Origin of the sequence: Bacillus sp. LBA3-1-1.1, assembly GCF_040676495.1 — a bacterium.
In the GTDB taxonomy this organism is placed as follows: domain Bacteria; phylum Bacillota; class Bacilli; order Bacillales; family Bacillaceae_G; genus Bacillus_A; species Bacillus_A nitratireducens.
Genome location: NZ_JBEGIB010000002.1, coordinates 75,582 through 91,542 on the forward strand (window position 1 = coordinate 75,582; position 15,961 = coordinate 91,542).

Consider the following 15,961-nt stretch of genomic DNA (forward strand, 5'->3'; position numbering starts at 1 on the left):
TTATTCTTTTACAGGAATAACTGCCCCTTTATATTCTTTGTTAATAAAGTCTTCAATCTCTTTAGAATGTAGCACTTCTACAAGAGCTTTAATCTCTTTTTTATCTTTATCACCTTTACGAACAGCTACTACGTTTGCGTATGGAGAATCATCGCCTTCAATTGCAATTGCATCTTTTTCTGGATTTAATTTCGCATCAATCGCATAGTTAGAGTTAATTAAAACAGCATCGCCTTCTTTATTGTTATACACTTGTGGCAATAGACCCGGCTCGATATCTGTTTTGAATTTTAAGTTTTTCGGATTATCTGCAATATCTTTTGGAGTTGCTTTAACTGGCTCTACTCCGTCTTTAATTTTTAAAATGCCTTCTTTTTGTAAAATTGCTAAACCACGACCATGATCAGTAACAGAATTACTCATAATAATTGTCGCCCCGTTTGGAAGTTCTTTTAAGCTCTTATATTTTTGAGAATACACACCAATCGGTTCTAAATGAATTTTTCCTGCTATTTCAAAATCATATTTCTTATCTTTAATTTCTTTTTCTAAATACGGAATGTGCTGGAAGTAGTTCGCATCTAATTCTTTATCTGCTAACGATTTATTCGGTAACACGTAGTCTTGGAATTTTTTAATCTCTAACTCAATTCCTTTTTTCTCAAGCAACGGTTTTGCCTTTTCTAAAATTTCAGCGTGCGGTACGTTAGAAGCACCAACAACAAGTTTCTTTTCATCTTTATCTTTCCCGCCACAAGCAGCTAATCCAAAAATTGAAGTTGAAATAAGTGCTGTAAGTAATAATTTTTTCATTTGAAATATCCCCCTGTTTTCATTATCTTTTATCTATTCGAGTCGTTAAACTATCACCAATCCACTGAATTAAAAATACAACGAGTAATACACAAATTGTCGCAACGATTGTTACATCGTTATTTCCTCTCTGGAACCCCTCTAAATAAGCAAGTGTTCCAAGGCCACCAGCACCAACAACTCCTGCCATTGCTGTATAGCCTACTAAAGCAATTGTTGTAACCGTAATACCAGATACTAACGCTGGTAACGATTCTGGAATTAACACCTTCAAAATAATTGTGCTTGTTTTTGCTCCCATCGCTTTTGAAGCTTCAATTACACCTTTATCAATCTCGCGAAGCGCGATTTCAACCATTCTCGCGTAAAACGGTGCTGCACCAATAATTAAAGCTGGCAGCGCTGCGCTTGCTCCGAGTATTGTTCCAAGAAGAATCTTTGTGAACGGGATTAATAAAATAATTAAAATGATGAACGGTATAGAACGGAAAATGTTTACGAACGCTCCAATCACCGTGTTAATTGCTTTGTTTTCCCATAAATTATCTTTCGCTGTCATAAAGAGTAATAGTCCTAAAATAAGTCCTAAAACAAATGTGGCAAGCGCTGCGATTGCCGTCATATATAACGTTTCACCAGTTGCTTCTAACATTTGATTCCAATCAATATTTGCGATTAACTTATCCATGTGCAATCACCTCCAGCTCTACTTGATCTTGATGAATTCCTTCTATCGCTTGCTGGATCGCTGTTTCTTCGCCATTTAAATGAACGACTAAACTACCGTAAGAACCGTTATTTGTTTGTGCGATATTTCCTTGCAAAATGCTAACTTCTATATCACCGCGCTGCATTAACCTTTGAAGTACCGGTCTTTCTACGGCTTCACCGATAAACTGCAAGCGAACCACTTTTCCATCTGGATATTTTTCTATTAAACTTTCAATCGTTTCATTCGTATCTTCAGAATCAGTTAATTGCTGTACGAAGCGTTTTGTAATGTCCTGCTGTGGGTTACGGAATACGTCAAGTACTGGACCTGTTTCTACGATCTTCCCTTTCTCCATTACAGCAACTCGATTACAAATCTTCCGAATCACGTGCATCTCATGTGTAATTAATACAATTGTTAAGTTGAGGCGCTTATTAATGTCTAATAATAAATCTAAAATTTGATCCGTCGTTTCTGGATCAAGAGCTGACGTTGCTTCATCACATAAAAGTACTTGTGGATTATTTGCTAACGCTCTTGCAATCCCAACGCGCTGCTTTTGTCCACCACTTAACTGAGATGGATATGCGTCTCCTCTTCCTTCTAATCCAACGAGATGAATTAACTCATCAACACGTTTTCTTCTCTTCGCCTTATCCACACCCGCAATTTCAAGTGGGAATTCGATATTTTCGCGTACAGTTCGTGACCAAAGTAAGTTGAAGTGCTGAAAAATCATTCCGATTTCTTGTCTTGCCTTACGAAGTTCACTTCCTGTAATTGCTGAAATTACACGATTTGCGATTGTAATTTGACCAGACGTTGGTTTCTCTAACTGATTAAACAATCTAATTAAAGAACTTTTCCCAGCGCCACTATATCCGATAACACCAAATATTTCGCCTTTCTCTATTTGTAAGTTGGCGTTATCTACAGCAGTGACATCACCGCTTTTTGCCTTATATATTTTCTTTACATTTTCTAATAGAATCATGGTGTATCACCCCTTTTTTAAATAAAAAGCGCAAGCGGCTCGCTTAGAACAAGAGGGCGTTGGAATCCCAGACGTAGAGACGCTTTTTGCCTCATAGGAAGGGATGAAACGACCGACTGTTCTAGCCGCTGGAGCTAGATTTCATAAAACTTTGGATAGACTCCGCAATTTTTTTATTTTTGATGCGTGTAGTCCATCGGTATAGCTCCTCTTATTATTTGAATGTCCTCCACATTCAAACAACAAAAAAACCTTTCCGCTTTTAGAGAAGCAGAAAGGTTTATATGCGTATATAACAACATTATCCCTCTCTCTCATCTCTCAAAGCATTTGCTTTGCAGGAATTGGCACCATTTCAACATAAGTTGACGGTTGCCGGGCTTCACAGGGCACAGTCCCTCCACCTCTCTTGATAAGAGAAATCAGATTAAATTTTCGTCTGATTTGTAATTTATTAAATTGTCTATATTTTATGAATTGAATTGTATCAATATCCATACGCCATGTCAACAGAAATTTTCGTAAAAAAAGAAACTTCAGACTTTTAAGCACCTACTGACATCGGTTTACATATATGAAACATCGATTCGACTACTAGCATCGTTCGATACGTTCCCGAATATTGTACACGTCCATCATTCATTAACATTTGCAATCGTACATTTCCGTTCACCAATTGTTTTACATCTTCCTCATCTACACAAACGATTTGTTCTGTTCCTCTTTCCTCTTTCAAAAGTTCAATATAATCCCTTGAAATTTGTAATGAACAGCATTCATCTCCAAAACGAAAATTAACAGTTCTTTCTCCTTGTCTTAAAAGCGGTTCTAAATGATATTGACCATTAGCGTAATTTACAAATGATTGTAGCAAAGAATATAATTTCACCCTAAATCACATCCTTCATATCACTTTCTATTACACATACCATTCCCTCTCACTAAAGAGCAATCCTGTAACTTTCGCTCGACAAATACTGTAACCACCCTGCATCTCGACATATTTCCCAAGAAATATGTCGAGGCGGCAAAAACTTTGCCGCCTACTTTAATTCCGTATATAAATATTCAACCGAATGAAATGCATATATCTTCTTCATCAGTGTCCCATTTTCAAAAATAAGTAAACACGGCACACTTTCGATTCCATACTCTTTCGCTAAATGCGGAGCATAATTTAAATCTAACATTCCAATTTTCAAATCTTCAATCGTCATCTCGACAACCGTTAACATCTTTTTTGCTAATTGGCATGTTCCACACATTGGTGTATATACATATAGCACTGTTTTTTCTTCGTTTTCTATTAGAGCTGTAGCTTCGGTACCTGTCCAGTCAATCACTTCTATCATTCCTTACCGTAAATATTCTGTATAAACGTCAATGTCAGCTCCCCATAATACATTTGCTAAATGTGAAGAAGGCGCAGTCGCCACCTCGCGATACGAGCGATCAATATAAATATGCTCTGCTTGCGGAAATTCTTTTCGAAATTGTTTCCTTAACTTTTCCCCTGCATCATCAGCATCCACTAGCACATATACGTCCTTATCAAAAAATTGATCAATGAGCTCATCCATTTTCGACAAACCAATTGTACCATTTGTACAAACAATTTCCACCGGTTCACGAATAATAGATTCAATCTTTCTTCTGTCTGACTTACCTTCTACAATAATGACTTTTTCCACATAAATCATATGTCATCACCCGATCACCATATACTATACAACCTTTAACTTAGTATATAGTATATTCGTTATTTTCATGTTGTTTCCTGTTTATTTTTGCAAAAGAAAAGCGCAAGCGGCTTGCTCAGATTGTGAGGGGGATGGAGCTTCTGACGTAAAGGCGCTTTTTGCCTTGTAGGAAGAAGCGAAGCCACCGAACAATCTAGTCGCTGGAGCTGGATCATAACGAAAAGCAGAACCCGCTCAATCAACATGAAACATCTGCGAAAAAGTTTCTCAAAAATCTTCTCCTATATGATAATTAATATATATGTGCTTTCAAATTCATTATGTAACACAACATAAAAAAGGACAGCACAAAGGCTGTCCTTTAGTCGACTATAATTAGTCTTGGTTTGTCATTTCTGCATATTTTTCTGCAGTTAATAACTTCTCAACTTGGCTTGCATCAGAAAGTTCAACTTTAACCATCCATGCACCCTCGTATGGAGATTCGTTAACAAGTTCTGGTTGGTCACTTAATTCTTCGTTTACTGCTACAACTTTACCACTTACAGGTGCGTATAATTCAGAAACTGTTTTAACAGATTCTACGCTTCCGAATGGCTCGTCAGCTTGGATTGTTGCACCTACTTCAGGAAGTTCAACGAATACGATATCGCCTAACTCACCTTGCGCAAAATGAGTAATACCGATAACAACCGCATTACCTTCTGTTTTTACCCATTCGTGTTCTTCAGAGTAACGTAAATTATTTGGAATGCTCATGACTGTACCTCCAGTGAATGTATTAATTATGTAAAAATACCTTATTGGTACTTTTTCCACACACTTTCAAACTGCTCTTCGTTAAAACCAAGTGTTACACTCGTTCCATTTGTTACAATTGGACGTTTAATTAACATGCCATCAGATGCTAAAAGCTCGTACATTTCGTCTTCGCTTGCATCCTTTAACTTATCTTTTAAACCAAGTTCGCGGTAACGCATTCCACTTGTATTAAAGAATTTTTTTAATGGCAATTCACTTTTCTCATGTAAATTACGTAAATCTTCTTTTGACGGTGGATTTTCAACAATATGAATCATCTCATATGCTACATCATTTGCCTCAAACCATTTTTTTGCTTTTTGACATGTGCCACACTTTGGATATGAATAAAATGTTACTGTCATAAATTCACCTACTTTTTTACTTACCTTTACCTTTATCATATAGAAAACGTTTTATTATTTCAAACGATTATTCGCTAAACTTTTACTTATTTCGTGATAATTTTTAATAATCCTGCTAATTTTTCTTATTTTTCCGCCATTTGTTAAGAAAAAATAAATATATAAATTTTTTAGATTCTTCTCTCATCACCCGCCTAACATATATCTTAAACAAACGTTTGATTAACTACCTATTTTTCTTTGTTAGCCCTTGAGCTGTATCGGTTTCTTCTTACCGAACATACATCTTAAACAAACGTTTGATTAATTTCCTACTTTTCTTTGTTAACCTTTGAGCTGCATCGGTTTCTTCCTACCGAACATACATCTTAAACAAACGTTTGATTAATTCCACATTTTTCTTTGTTAACCCTTGAGCTGCATCGATTTCTTCCTACCGAACATACATCTTAAACAAACGTTTCTTAAAAAAATAAGAAGCCTCGTTTACAGGCTCCTTCATCATCTATTCAAATAATCTGCAATTGTTTGAAATACTACGATATACATATTATGAATACTTTCTTCTGTATTTCCACCATTCGATAAACCAACTGCCCATTGTTGTCCTTCACCACTTCCGATATTTGCAAAACCTTGCGTATACATAGCATTTACATCTTTTCGTGCACTGTTATACTCTATCCCTTTTGTAATAAAAGTTGAATATGATTTATCTTGTAAACCAATAAAAAATACTGGTTTCTTTAGCGATGAAAATACATCTTTATACTGCTCTGTTGAGGCTTCTTGAAAGTGATTTTTCATTATTAGAAAACCATCCACTTCCTTAGATTTCTTTTCCAATTCCTCTAACTTCACGTTTTCAAACTTTATATTTCTAAACGTATCTTTCGGCTTTTCACCAACAACTCCAATTACGAGTGCTCTCCCGTTGTATTCTAATTTCTCTCCTTCTTTATCCTTTGCACACCCAGTACTCACTAGGCATAACAATATAAAAACTAAGAAATAAAATGAACGCTTCATTTAGCACCCTCTCCCTCTTTTAAGTCAAGTGACAAAAATGTAAGGTAAATTCAAGAAAATGTAAGTGAAATCGATAGCCCAATTGGATTTTCTATATTATAATCAATTGAATTTACTTACATTACTAAAACATAGGAGCTTATCATGAAGAATTTTAAACTTTCATCTTTTCTTCCGTTAAGTTATATACTTCTACTCGTGCTCGTAAGTCCCCTTTACGATGTATTAAATAAATCCACTGTTCACGCAGTGGATGTCACAACTGTAGTAGATGATTGGATTCCATTTGTGAAAGCATTTATTATTCCTTATTTACTTTGGTTTCCTTACTTATACGGCGCACTTATTTATTACTGTTTTGCTGATCGAAAGCAATATTATGTCACTTTAAGTAGTGTAATTCTTGGAAAACTTGCTTGTTTTTCTATTTATTATTTTTGGCAGACAACTGTACCACGTCCAACAGTCGTTGGAACGGACGTATTTTCCGAACTAGTCCGCTATATTTATAGTATTGATCAACCAGTAAACTGTTTCCCAAGCATTCATGTCCTTACCACCTTTATAATTATGTTAGCTGCCTTTAGACGTAGAGAACAACATGCTTTTGAGTATTACATCCTTACGTTCTTCGGTACGCTTATTATTTTATCAACGCTATTTACAAAGCAACATGCTTTTGTAGATGCTATTTCTGGAATGACGCTTGCAAGCATACTTTACTTCGGCGTTCAGTTATTATTAGCAAAAGAAACCGTACGTGTTCCAGTAAAACAAAATCAAAAAATGTAAAAAGCAGACTGTGGCTTCCAGTCTGTTTTTCTCTATATAAAAGGAGATTTTCAATTTAAGATTGCGGTACAGTCATATCACCAGAATGAATACGACCTGCTTTTTTAAGAGCAATGTAAAGTATATAAGAAACAGCTACTGGAATGATGATATAAGTGATTACCATCGCTGGGACAACTTCCCATCCTTGGCTGGAAATTAAATTAATTGGTGCGATAAGAGAACTTAATCCAAGACCTGCAATTTCTTTCCCTGCTTCCAGTTGGAAAATTAATGCTGATACTGGGCCTACTATAGCGCTGGCGACGACAGTTGGGACGAGAATCATTGGATTTTTAGTAATGTTCGGCAATTGTACTTTTGGAGTACAAAGTGCCTGAGCTAATATTCCACCTAAATTATTTTCTTTCGCTGAGATAACAGAGAATCCGATAAACTGAGCAACACATCCTGCAAGTGCTGCACCTCCTGCAACACCATCTAAGCTAAGTGCTATCGCTAAAGCAGCTGATGAAGCTGGAGAGATAAGTAATAATCCCCAAACTACAGCAATCACGATAGAAGCGACGAACGGGCTACCAGCTGAACTATCTTTAATGAATGCTCCAACTGCATTTAAAACTGGGCTAATATTTTGAGCTAACCAAATACCGACTAAACCAGAACCTAATATTGCTGCAAATGGAACGAGCATCATATCTAAAGCAGTTTTTCCGCTTAATCGTTTACCAATATAAACTGCTAAAGTCGCTGTTAATAACGCACCGATTGGTTCACCTGTTTTAATAATGAGACCAGCTTCAGTAATTGAAATGGAACCTGCTCCAATTGCTCCAGCTACCATTGCTGAGAAAATTACGAGTCCGTTTGCACCAAGCATAAAAGCAATTCCTGCTCCAATTGCTGGTGCCATAAGTGATTTTGCAACAACTCCGATTGTAATAAGTAATGGGATATCAACAATTCTTCCTATATTTTCGATCAGTAAACCAATTCCAAGGGATACGAAAATACCCTGTGCGATTCCGGCAGAAGCTTTAAACACACGAGACATTATATATTCCTTCATTTGTTTCACCTTCTCCTATAATTTAGTAACCAATTGTCTTCATATAATCGCGTAAAACATCGTTTGATTTCGCAAAGCGGCTTTCTTCATCTTCTAATAAATTCAGTTCTACCACTTCTCTTACACCGTCTCTAGTAATAATTGCTGGTACTCCTGTACAAATATCGTATTCGCCATATTCGCCATCTAAAATAGCTGAAACAGCGATAACACGGTGATCATCATTGAAGATTGAGCGGGCAATATATGCTAGGGAATTTCCGATTCCGTAATAAGTAGTTCCTTTACGCTTATAAATTTCCCATCCAGCTTTTGCAGTCTTCTCAACAATTTCATCTAAATCTATTTCACCAAATCGTTCTTTTTGTTCCTCTAAAATTTGCAGAATTGGCTTTCCACCAACAGTTACGTGAGACCAAGCAACCATTTGAGAATCACCATGCTCTCCTAATGAATACCCATGAATACTACGAGGATCTACATGTAACATTTCAGATAAAATTGTTCTTAAGCGAGAAGAATCTAGTGATGTGCCAGTACCAAGTACACGATTTCTTGGTAAACCAGATAATTTCCAAACTTGATATGTAATAATGTCAACTGGGTTCGATGCGATTAAGAAAATGCCATCAAATCCACTTTCCATTACGCCATTCACAACACTCTCCATAATCTTAGCGCTTGCTCCTAAAGTGTCTAAACGACTTTGTCCAGGCTTCGGCGCTGGTCCTGCTGTAATAATTACAATGTCCATATCTTTGCAGTCTTCATAGCTTCCTGCATATACTTTTGTTCTTGTATTTGTAAAGTTAATGCAGTGTGATAAATCCATTGCTTCCCCAACTGCACGTTCATGATTTATATCAATTAATAATAGCTCTTCGCAAATGCCTTGATTGACAATAGAATATGCACAACTTGATCCAACTAATCCAGTACCGATAATTGCAATTTTTCTTGTATTTCGTTTCATAGCAATCTCTCCTAATTGATCATATAATCTATTTCTTTTGTTCTTTACACCCCTAATTATATAGATTCCCACGATAGAAACCATGGATACTTTGTGAAACATTGAACAAACTTTTGTCCTTTTTGTGAATGGTTATATTCCATTTTCGTCATATTTGTTACAACTGGAAAAATATTTATTATATATTTATTGACATGTACAAAAAGAAAACGAGCGAATGGATTCGCTCGTTTTCTTTTTCTTACTATTCCGCACTTAATTGACTTTTTAATTGCTGTACAATCATTGGATTCGCAGGTGCTGCCGGTTTGTAATAACTCTTTTGCTTTGCGTATTCATACATATTACGTTGACGCATCTCATCTTGATTACGAATTTGAATTAACGTTTGATGTAACTGTTCATTATCAGACTGAGAAATATAATTTGCATAACTTGTTAAACTTGAATTTAATCCTGCTAAATAATCATTTACCATATCTTTTTCATTCATCTGTCGCTTCCTCCTATCCTAGGAAAGTCATTAATTGCTGTTTCGTATTTCGCGCATCTTGCGCATCCTTCTCAAGCATTTGCTTTAGCTGTGGGTCCGTACAAGCTTGTGCATACTGTTCCAATTTGTTAATAATCGTCGCATGTCCACCAATTAAATGACGTAAGTTTTCTACTTCAAGCTCTGTTAAATTTTGCATATAACATACCCGCCTTTCTTTGTTTATTCATCATTAGTATTTGGTTCTTTTTGGATTGTATTCATTAACTTTTCCCACATATAAACAAAATAAAAGATGAATAGCTAGGCCATTCATCTTTTCTGCTAAATATTCATTCAATTTTATAAAGAAACAATCATACTTATACTCACAAGTAGGTTCCATACAATATGTAAAATGATGCTAGGTACAATAGATTGTGTTTTCTTATATAACATAGCAAATACAATTCCCATAATCATTGCCGTAACCGGAAAACCACCATGAAGAATCCCAAAGATGAAGGAAGAAATAATGATACCAACTAGAAAACTATATTTCTTTTCAAAAAATCGATACAAAATACCTCTATATAAAATTTCTTCTTTAATTGGTGTAATTATAGCAACACTTAACACATATATAATGCTTTGTATCAAACTATTTTGAAGTGCCTCTCCCCCTAATTGATCTCGTTGCTGCTCTGCACTTTCAAAGCTAAACAACTCTAACATTACATACTGAGTTAATGCAATGATGATAAAACCTATTAATAAATACAAGTAGGTTTTCCCATTTTTTAAAACAGATACATCCCAAATGTTCTTAATAAAATGAAGCACTGGTTTATAAGCAAATAAAACAATAGTAACAACAGCTGCATCAAATAGAAGTAAATAATATCCCTCTAAATTAGCACGTAATACCTCTTCTCCAAAAATTCCAAGGGCTAAAGCAAGGAATAATCCCCCTAAGAGTGAGAACCCTAGAATGCTTGCAATCGTTACCACTAGATTTTTATATGTTATGTTATCTACTTCTCTTTCTGCATTATACGCGTCTAATACTGTTTTTCTCATACTATTCCTCCATTTGTTTTCATTACCTTAACAAAAACCCTTTAATACAAATATATAGATAATATAACAAAATTTTCAAAAAGAATAATATACAATTTTACATATCATGAAAGCTTTGTATTATATAGTTTTTGGAATTAGATTACTGTAGAATAATTATTAGATGAAATTTCAAAAATTCCTTATCTATCCACCATAACCCTCGCATCATATAAAACTTATTAATTAAAGGAGAAATGAACATGAAAACACATGACTTCCTTACAGAAATCCAGAAGGGCTCTGAACCTAATCCCTATCAAGATCCTATTGCATTTATTTTCGTTTGCTTTTCCTTAGCCATATACACATTTTTCAAACCTGCAAAATAATATCATTTAATGAGAAAAAGCCTACTGTTCTTTTGGAATCATATGCACTAAAAAACCTTAGAATCACTTCTAAGGTTTCAGGTTGTCTCACTTCCTATTCAATCTTTCATTACATGTAATCCTTTAATAAACGTTTCTAATAATACATGTAAACTTTTATCTAAATCTAGCGGCAAACCAAATCCACCCTGCTGTTCAATCGACGCAAATCCATGGCAAATACTTCTGAATCCACGTGTCGCATGAAGTGCATTCTCTCCCTCTAATCCGTATTGTTGTAAAATCTGAAGACAAAGCTTTACAATTCCGTCACCTGCTTTTCTTACTTCTTCATCTCGTAAAAAGGTTGCTTCATACAACCCAGGATGTTTGCGGACGAATGCTACATACGCTTCTCCTAAAGCATGAATTGCTTCATCCATACGGTTATCCTCGGCCACTTCTTCCAGTCTGTTATGCAGCTGTTTTATTCCGTAAATACCAAGATTTTTCCGTACATCTTGTAAACCTTTCACATGATTATATAGAGAGGGCGAACGTATCCCCAACCTTTGTGCTAATGATGCTAATGTTACTTCTTGTATCCCATTTTCATCTGCAATTTCTGCCGCTGTTTCTACAATTTTTTGTAATGTAAGTCCGATTCTCGGTGACATAAATTAACCTTCTTTCATACTTTCTATATTCCGCTTAGCTTCCTTAATAGCAAGTTCTATGGCAGCGTCTGGATCTTTTATCATTTTTCCATGTCCCGCTGCAAGCAAGGAAGGCTCATATTCTCTTAGCTTCTCTGCACTTTGTAATGATATTTCTTTGCTCCACGTTGCCATTGCAGGAAACGGAAACCAAAATTTCATTTGTCCCGAAACAGCCATACCCCCTCTTGTTTGGAAGGCATCCCCGACAATAAGAGCTTTATTTCGTACATCAAGAAACGACATGGATCCTGGCGTATGTCCCGGTGTCATAATCGCAAGAAGCGATCCAACTCGGTCGCCATCTTCCAATAAAACATCAGGTACCGTTTTTACCTTTTTAGGTACACCGCCTTTTATTGGTATATTTGGTTCATCCTTTTGTAACGACGTATCTCCTTCTAACAGCTTTGCGTCCCGCTTAGAAATATAGACTGGAACATTAGGAAGTACTTCCTTTAATGCGTCTAGTGCACCGATGTGATCATCATGCGCATGTGTTAATACAATCTTAGTAATTGGTTTCCCTATTTTCTCAGCCGCCTGTAAAATACCTTTTGCGCTATATGGCAAAGCCGCATCAATTAAAGTTAAACCATCTTCTTCCTCCACAAAGTAACAATTCACAGGAAACACTCTTGGTAAAAATGACAATTGATATACCGTTTTTTCATGTATCATTCTCATATTTCCAGCTCCCTTTCCGAAAAAACTAATGCTATTAGTTTTATTATACTAACGGAATTAGTTTTATGTCACTAAAAATTTCATTTTTTCAAAAAAAGAACAGTAGTCGTATAAACGACTACTGTTCTTTACAGCTATTAAACTGTGTAACGCTCATCTTCTAAAATTTTCGCAGCAATTTCACGCTTCTTCGGAATTACGTTAAGTGGTGTGTGGCGAGTTAATTTGCGTAATGATGATAACATCATTCGCAGCATGTCACCATTTTCAACTGCAATAAGTGTTTCTTTCGCATCTGCTTCGATTTCGTTGAATGCTTCTTGGCAGAATACTTCAGTGTATAACACTTTTTGTTTATTCTTTTCAAGACCAGTTGTTTTAATTGCCTTTTCTGTACGAAGAACAGCTGACTCCATTGCGTATAGGTTGCTTACGATGTCAGCGATATTCACAAGAATTTCTTGCTCTTTATCTAATGCTTTACCGTATTTTTGAGCAGCTAATCCAGCTACCATTAAACCGATTTTCTTCGCGTTAGTTACTAAATATTTTTGAAGTGCTAATGGCTCATCGCCTACTTCTTCTGGCATCATCATCATTAACTCTTCTTGTAATTTTTGTGCTTTTTGAAGAAGTGGTAATTCACCTTTCATCGCTTTACGTAAGAACGTACCAGGTACGATTAGGCGGTTAATTTCGTTCGTTCCTTCGAAAATACGGTTAATACGAGAGTCACGGTACATTCTTTCAATCTCGTACTCTGCCATAAATCCGTAACCACCGTGAATTTGAACACCTTCATCTACTGTATAATCTAGTACTTCAGAACCGAATACTTTATTTAAAGAGCACTCAATTGCATATTCAGCGATAGAAGCTGCTACTGCTTTACCATCTTTTACTTCTTCTTCAGATAATGTGCTCATGCGGCTTTCGAATAAACCTACTGTACGATATACAGAGCTTTCAGCTGCATATGTTTTTGCTGCCATATTCGCAAGTTTCTCTTGAATTAATGGGAAGCGAGCGATTGGTTGTTTGAACTGTTGACGTTGATTTGCATATTGTGCTGAAATTTCTACTGCACGTTTCGCAGATCCAACTGTACCAACACCTAATTTATAACGACCGATATTTAAAATGTTGAACGCGATAATATGACCTTTACCGATTTCACCAAGTAGATTTTCTTTCGGTACTAATGCATCTTCTAAAATTAACGTACGAGTTGAAGAACATTTAATACCCATTTTCTTTTCTTCTGGGCTTGTAGATACGCCTGGATACTCTTTCTCTACGATAAATGCTGAGAAGTGCTCACCATCTATTTTGGCATATACAACAAATACATCAGCGAATGCAGAGTTTGTAATCCATTGTTTTTCACCATTTAATACGTAATGTGTACCTTCAGCATTTAAACGTGCAGTTGTTTTTGCACCTAATGCGTCAGATCCTGAACCTGGCTCTGTTAATGCGTATGCAGCTAATTTTTCACCAGTTGCAAGTAGTGGTAAATATTTTTTCTTTTGCTCTTCGTTACCGAATAATACGATTGGTAACGATCCGATACCTACGTGAGCACCGTGAGTAATTGCAAAGCCACCTGCGCGAGAGAATTTCTCTGCGATTAACGCTGAGCTTACTTTATCAAGACCAATTCCGCCGTACTCTTCTGGTACGTCAGCGCCTAGTAAACCAAGTTCACCAGCTTCTTTTAAAAGACGCACAGAACGATCAAACTCGTGTTGCTCTAAATATTCAAGCTCCGGAAGAACCTCATTTACGATAAAGTCCTCTGTCGTTTTTGCAATCATTTTATGCTCAGATGAAAAATCTTCTGGCGTAAACACTTGATCAATCGTAATCTCATCTACTAAAAAGCTACCGCCTTTAACCGCACTTCCTACTGTTTTTTCCATGAAAATTTCCTCCTTCATATTTTCATAAGCCGCTTCTCTCATTTTGAAAGAAGCTGGCTCTCCCGTTTATTTTTTATAAACCTTTGTTGCTTCCATTCTTTGCTTTAGCTTCGTCTCGTTCTGAACGAGCCAACTGCACTTTTTTATATAATCCAGTTCCAGCGGCTAGAATGTTCGGTGGCTTCGCTTCTTCCTCACATTCTGAACGAGCCGCTTACACTTTTTTTATAATCTAGTTCCAGTTGCTAGAACAGTCGGTCGTTTCACCCCTTCCTGTTCTGAGCAAGCCACTTCCACTTTTTATAGTAATTCAAACACTCCTGCTGCTCCCATTCCGCCGCCGATACACATTGTTACGATACCGAATTGTTGATTGCGGCGTTTCATTTCGTGAATAAGAGATAGTGTTAGTTTTGCTCCTGTACAGCCAAGTGGATGTCCAAGTGCGATTGCACCGCCGTTTACGTTTACTTTTTCCTCATCTAAACCAAGTTCACGAATAACTTGGATAGATTGAGAAGCGAATGCTTCGTTTAGTTCGAATAGACCGATATCAGATAGCTCTAAGCCAGCTAATTTTAACGCTTTTGGAATTGCAGCGATTGGACCGATTCCCATTACTTCTGGTGGTACGCCAGCTACTGCAAATGAACGGAATTTTGCAAGTGGCTTCATGCCATCGCTCACTGCTTTTTCACGATCCATTAATAGTACAGATGCTGCACCGTCACTCATTTGTGAAGAGTTACCAGCTGTTACAGAACCGCGAACGTTAAATGCTGGACGTAATTTACCTAAAATGTCTAGCGACGTTTCTGCTCTTACACCTTCGTCTTGTGCGAAAATGATTGTTTCTTCTTGCAGTTTATTGTTTGATCCAACAGTACGTAACGTTACATCTACAGATACTGTTTCATCAGCAAAGTTCCCTGCAGCTAATGCTTTCGCAGCACGTTGATGACTTCTTACTGCAAATGCATCTTGTTCTTCACGAGAAATTCCATATTTCACAGCAACTTGCTCTGCTGTATGTCCCATACCCATATAATATTCTGGAGCTGCTTCTACGAGGCGACTATTCGGACGAACAACGTGTCCCATCATTGGAACTAAACTCATTGATTCCGCTCCGCCTGATAATACAGCTTCAGAGTGTCCAAGCATAATACGCTCTGCTCCGTAAGCGATACTTTGTAACCCTGAAGAACAGTAACGGTTAATTGTAATAGCTGGAACATCATAAGAAAGTCCTGCTAGTCCGCCGATATTACGAGCCATATTTAATCCTTGCTCTGCTTCTGGCATCGCACAACCGAAAATTAAATCGTCGATTGGTCCTTCATAATTCGCACGCTTTAACGTTTCCTTTACTACTAACGCCCCTAGATCGTCAGGACGAACTGTTTTTAATGAACCCCTCTTTGCTTTTCCAATTGGTGTTCTTGCTCCCGCAACAATGACAGCTTCTCTCATGAACGATATCTCC

General features: G+C 36.6%; 19 protein-coding genes and 1 riboswitch. Of the genes, 1 reads left to right on the plus strand and 18 read right to left on the minus strand.

The features are described from left to right. The 9 genes from metQ to MRBLBA3_RS03675 all read right to left on the minus strand — a co-directional run bounded on the left by metQ (position 1) and on the right by MRBLBA3_RS03675 (position 6,414). Positions 1-813 (minus strand): methionine ABC transporter substrate-binding lipoprotein MetQ, encoded by an 813-nt coding sequence (gene metQ / locus MRBLBA3_RS03635; protein WP_363379786.1) that lies wholly within the window; start codon positions 811-813, stop codon positions 1-3. A gap of 22 nt (positions 814-835) precedes the next feature. After that, positions 836-1,501, minus strand: a complete 666-nt coding sequence (locus tag MRBLBA3_RS03640; RefSeq protein WP_002129754.1) for a methionine ABC transporter permease — start codon at positions 1,499-1,501, stop codon at positions 836-838. Further along, complete coding sequence (locus tag MRBLBA3_RS03645; protein ID WP_000601785.1) at positions 1,494-2,519, minus strand: methionine ABC transporter ATP-binding protein; 1,026 nt, start codon at positions 2,517-2,519, stop codon at positions 1,494-1,496. Before MRBLBA3_RS03645 ends, MRBLBA3_RS03640 begins: the two co-directional genes overlap by 8 nt. Positions 2,520-2,830: 311 nt before the next feature. Then, positions 2,831-2,938, minus strand: a riboswitch (SAM riboswitch). A 125-nt stretch (positions 2,939-3,063) separates the two neighbouring features. After that, positions 3,064-3,408 carry a hypothetical protein gene (locus MRBLBA3_RS03650; RefSeq protein WP_363379788.1) on the minus strand — a complete coding sequence of 115 codons (345 nt, stop codon included), beginning with the start codon at positions 3,406-3,408 and terminating at the stop codon, positions 3,064-3,066. Between the two features lie 154 nt (positions 3,409-3,562). After that, a complete protein-coding gene (locus MRBLBA3_RS03655; protein ID WP_080120005.1) occupies positions 3,563-3,871 on the minus strand; it encodes a thioredoxin family protein in 309 nt (102 codons plus the stop codon). Positions 3,872-3,874: 3 nt separating this feature from the next. Next, complete coding sequence (locus MRBLBA3_RS03660) at positions 3,875-4,219, minus strand: toprim domain-containing protein (RefSeq protein WP_000640865.1); 345 nt, start codon at positions 4,217-4,219, stop codon at positions 3,875-3,877. Positions 4,220-4,594: 375 nt separating this feature from the next. After that, the gene (gcvH, locus tag MRBLBA3_RS03665; protein WP_000026895.1) at positions 4,595-4,978 is read right to left on the minus strand and encodes a glycine cleavage system protein GcvH; all 384 of its coding nucleotides are present in this window, start codon (positions 4,976-4,978) and stop codon (positions 4,595-4,597) included. A 41-nt stretch (positions 4,979-5,019) separates the two neighbouring features. Beyond that, positions 5,020-5,385, minus strand: coding sequence for an arsenate reductase family protein (locus MRBLBA3_RS03670; protein ID WP_000218970.1), 366 nt, complete (start codon positions 5,383-5,385; stop codon positions 5,020-5,022). A 501-nt stretch (positions 5,386-5,886) separates the two neighbouring features. After that, positions 5,887-6,414, minus strand: a complete 528-nt coding sequence (locus MRBLBA3_RS03675; protein WP_000830433.1) for a hypothetical protein — start codon at positions 6,412-6,414, stop codon at positions 5,887-5,889. Positions 6,415-6,558: 144 nt separating this feature from the next. Here MRBLBA3_RS03675 and MRBLBA3_RS03680 point away from each other — a divergent pair, with 144 nt between their 5' ends. After that, complete coding sequence (locus MRBLBA3_RS03680; RefSeq protein ID WP_363379790.1) at positions 6,559-7,206, plus strand: phosphatase PAP2 family protein; 648 nt, start codon at positions 6,559-6,561, stop codon at positions 7,204-7,206. A 55-nt stretch (positions 7,207-7,261) separates the two neighbouring features. On the opposite strand, the gene MRBLBA3_RS03685 is transcribed toward MRBLBA3_RS03680, so the two are convergent. From MRBLBA3_RS03685 to MRBLBA3_RS03725, 9 genes are all read right to left on the minus strand, one after another. Further along, on the minus strand, positions 7,262-8,275 hold the full coding sequence (locus tag MRBLBA3_RS03685; RefSeq protein WP_000666164.1) for a PTS transporter subunit IIC: 1,014 nt from the start codon (positions 8,273-8,275) through the stop codon (positions 7,262-7,264). Positions 8,276-8,297: 22 nt separating this feature from the next. Continuing rightward, a complete protein-coding gene (locus tag MRBLBA3_RS03690) occupies positions 8,298-9,248 on the minus strand; it encodes an L-lactate dehydrogenase (RefSeq protein WP_002079696.1) in 951 nt (316 codons plus the stop codon). A gap of 244 nt (positions 9,249-9,492) precedes the next feature. Beyond that, on the minus strand, positions 9,493-9,741 hold the full coding sequence (locus MRBLBA3_RS03695; RefSeq protein WP_002015950.1) for a spore coat protein: 249 nt from the start codon (positions 9,739-9,741) through the stop codon (positions 9,493-9,495). Between the two features lie 13 nt (positions 9,742-9,754). Further along, a complete protein-coding gene (locus MRBLBA3_RS03700; protein ID WP_002089398.1) occupies positions 9,755-9,940 on the minus strand; it encodes a hypothetical protein in 186 nt (61 codons plus the stop codon). 143 nt (positions 9,941-10,083) lie between these two features. Then, complete coding sequence (locus MRBLBA3_RS03705; protein WP_363379792.1) at positions 10,084-10,800, minus strand: CPBP family intramembrane glutamic endopeptidase; 717 nt, start codon at positions 10,798-10,800, stop codon at positions 10,084-10,086. A gap of 469 nt (positions 10,801-11,269) precedes the next feature. Then, positions 11,270-11,827: a TetR/AcrR family transcriptional regulator gene (locus MRBLBA3_RS03710; protein ID WP_363379794.1), complete on the minus strand. Its 558-nt coding sequence runs from the start codon at positions 11,825-11,827 to the stop codon at positions 11,270-11,272. Between the two features lie 3 nt (positions 11,828-11,830). Beyond that, on the minus strand, positions 11,831-12,553 hold the full coding sequence (locus tag MRBLBA3_RS03715) for an MBL fold metallo-hydrolase (RefSeq protein ID WP_363379796.1): 723 nt from the start codon (positions 12,551-12,553) through the stop codon (positions 11,831-11,833). Positions 12,554-12,690: 137 nt separating this feature from the next. Further along, positions 12,691-14,475, minus strand: a complete 1,785-nt coding sequence (locus MRBLBA3_RS03720) for an acyl-CoA dehydrogenase family protein (RefSeq protein ID WP_088008554.1) — start codon at positions 14,473-14,475, stop codon at positions 12,691-12,693. Between the two features lie 300 nt (positions 14,476-14,775). Then, positions 14,776-15,948 (minus strand): acetyl-CoA C-acetyltransferase, encoded by a 1,173-nt coding sequence (locus MRBLBA3_RS03725; RefSeq protein WP_001206340.1) that lies wholly within the window; start codon positions 15,946-15,948, stop codon positions 14,776-14,778. Between the last annotated feature and the right edge of the window lie 13 nt (positions 15,949-15,961).